At 44.5% G+C, this 1545-nt stretch carries 2 protein-coding genes; both read right to left on the reverse strand.

Annotated features, from left to right (window positions below):
* Positions 1-3: 3 nt before the first annotated feature.
* Positions 4-942, reverse strand: coding sequence for an aspartate carbamoyltransferase catalytic subunit (locus tag DDR33_RS10805; RefSeq protein WP_109415807.1), 939 nt, complete (start codon positions 940-942; stop codon positions 4-6).
* 44 nt (positions 943-986) lie between these two features.
* Positions 987-1529 carry a bifunctional pyr operon transcriptional regulator/uracil phosphoribosyltransferase PyrR gene (gene pyrR, locus DDR33_RS10810; RefSeq protein WP_109415808.1) on the reverse strand — a complete coding sequence of 181 codons (543 nt, stop codon included), beginning with the start codon at positions 1527-1529 and terminating at the stop codon, positions 987-989.
* Between the last annotated feature and the right edge of the window lie 16 nt (positions 1530-1545).

The following is a 1545-nucleotide window of genomic DNA, read 5'->3' on the forward strand; positions in this document are numbered from 1 at the left end:
AAATCACGGTTTCTGCCCCGCCAGTAAATAAAGTACCGCCATTCTGATGGCAACACCGTTTTCTACCTGGTCGAGAATGATAGATTGTTTGCTGTCAGCGACATCACTCGTTATTTCCACGCCCCTGTTGATAGGGCCGGGATGCATAATCGTGATTTCCTTATCGAGCGAGTTTAATATTTGTTTGTTGAGCCCGTAGAGCATAGAATATTCCCTGAGAGAAGGAAAGTATTTGATATCCTGGCGCTCGAGTTGTATACGAAGCATATTCGCCACATCGCACCATTGCAACGCTTTGATGAGGTCATATTCAACTTTAACTCCGAGTGTATGGATGTATTTAGGTATCAGGGTAGTGGGGCCGCATACCATCACCTCCGCCCCGAGCTTATGAAGACAAAGAATGTTTGAAAGTGCAACCCGCGAGTGGAGGATATCGCCTATGATTGCTACCTTTTTGCCGGCAACATCTCCATATTTTTCTCTGATAGAAAAGGCGTCGAGCAAAGCCTGGGTCGGGTGTTCATGAGCCCCGTCTCCGGCATTGACGATTTGAGCATTTACTTTTTTGCTTAGAAAAACACCCGCGCCGGGGTAGGGGTGCCGCATCACCACCATATCGACCTTCATGGCCAGGATGTTATTGACCGTGTCGATCAGTGTTTCCCCTTTACTCACGGACGAAGACGATGCTGCAAAATTGACCACATCGGCAGAAAGTCTTTTTTCTGCAAGTTCGAATGATAATCTCGTTCGTGTAGAGTTCTCAAAAAATATATTTGCGATAGTAACGTCCCGTAAAGAAGGAACCTTTTTAATAGGCCTGTTAAGTACATCCTTAAAGGTATCAGCCGTTTCAAAGATCAGCTGAATATCTTTCTCGTTTAGATCTTTAATCCCCAATAAGTGTTTCGTACTTAGGTTATGACCTGGTTCTGCCATTTTCTTATTTGTTTATATAGTATCCGTTATATTTCACGGAATATTTATTTTTCTGATAATAAAATCACCTTGTCTTCCTGGTCGGTTTCCTTCCAGCTGACGATTACTTTCTGCGAATTGATAGAATCTACCTGTATCCCGATATAGTCAGGCTCTATCGGAAGGTGCCTGGAATACCGGCGGTCCACCAGCACAAGCAGTTCCACCTTTTCCGGGCGTCCGAAGGCGAGCATCGCATCCATTGCAGAGCGGATCGTGCGTCCCGTCCACAACACATCGTCCACCAGGATCACCTTCTTTCCTTCGATAATGAAATCGATTTTAGTTGAGTTGGGTACCAGGGGACCCTCACGTCGTCTGAAGTCATCTCTGAAAAAGGTAATGTCAAGATTACCGTTTAATATTTTTGCGTCCGGCAGAATGCTCTGTAATTCAGCAGCAATTCTATCGGCCAGGCATATCCCTCTGGGCTGAATACCAAGGATAACAGATTCTGAAAAGTCGTTATGATTTTCAATTAACTGATGACAAAGTCTTTTGATTGTAATCTGAAACTTTTGTCCGTCGAGCAGGGTTAAGTTTTGCATCAGTTTTGATTTGGGC

Origin of the sequence: Pararcticibacter amylolyticus (genome assembly GCF_003130405.1) — a bacterium.
Lineage (GTDB): Bacteria > Bacteroidota > Bacteroidia > Sphingobacteriales > Sphingobacteriaceae > Arcticibacter > Arcticibacter amylolyticus.

Bases quoted from the DNA above. Each gene is read 5' to 3' on its own strand.
- pyrR (WP_109415808.1), bottom strand. From the start codon at position 1,529: ATGCAAAACTTAACCCTGCTCGACGGACAAAAGTTTCAGATTACAATC.
- DDR33_RS10805 (WP_109415807.1), bottom strand. From the start codon at position 942: ATGGCAGAACCAGGTCATAACCTAAGTACGAAACACTTATTGGGGATT.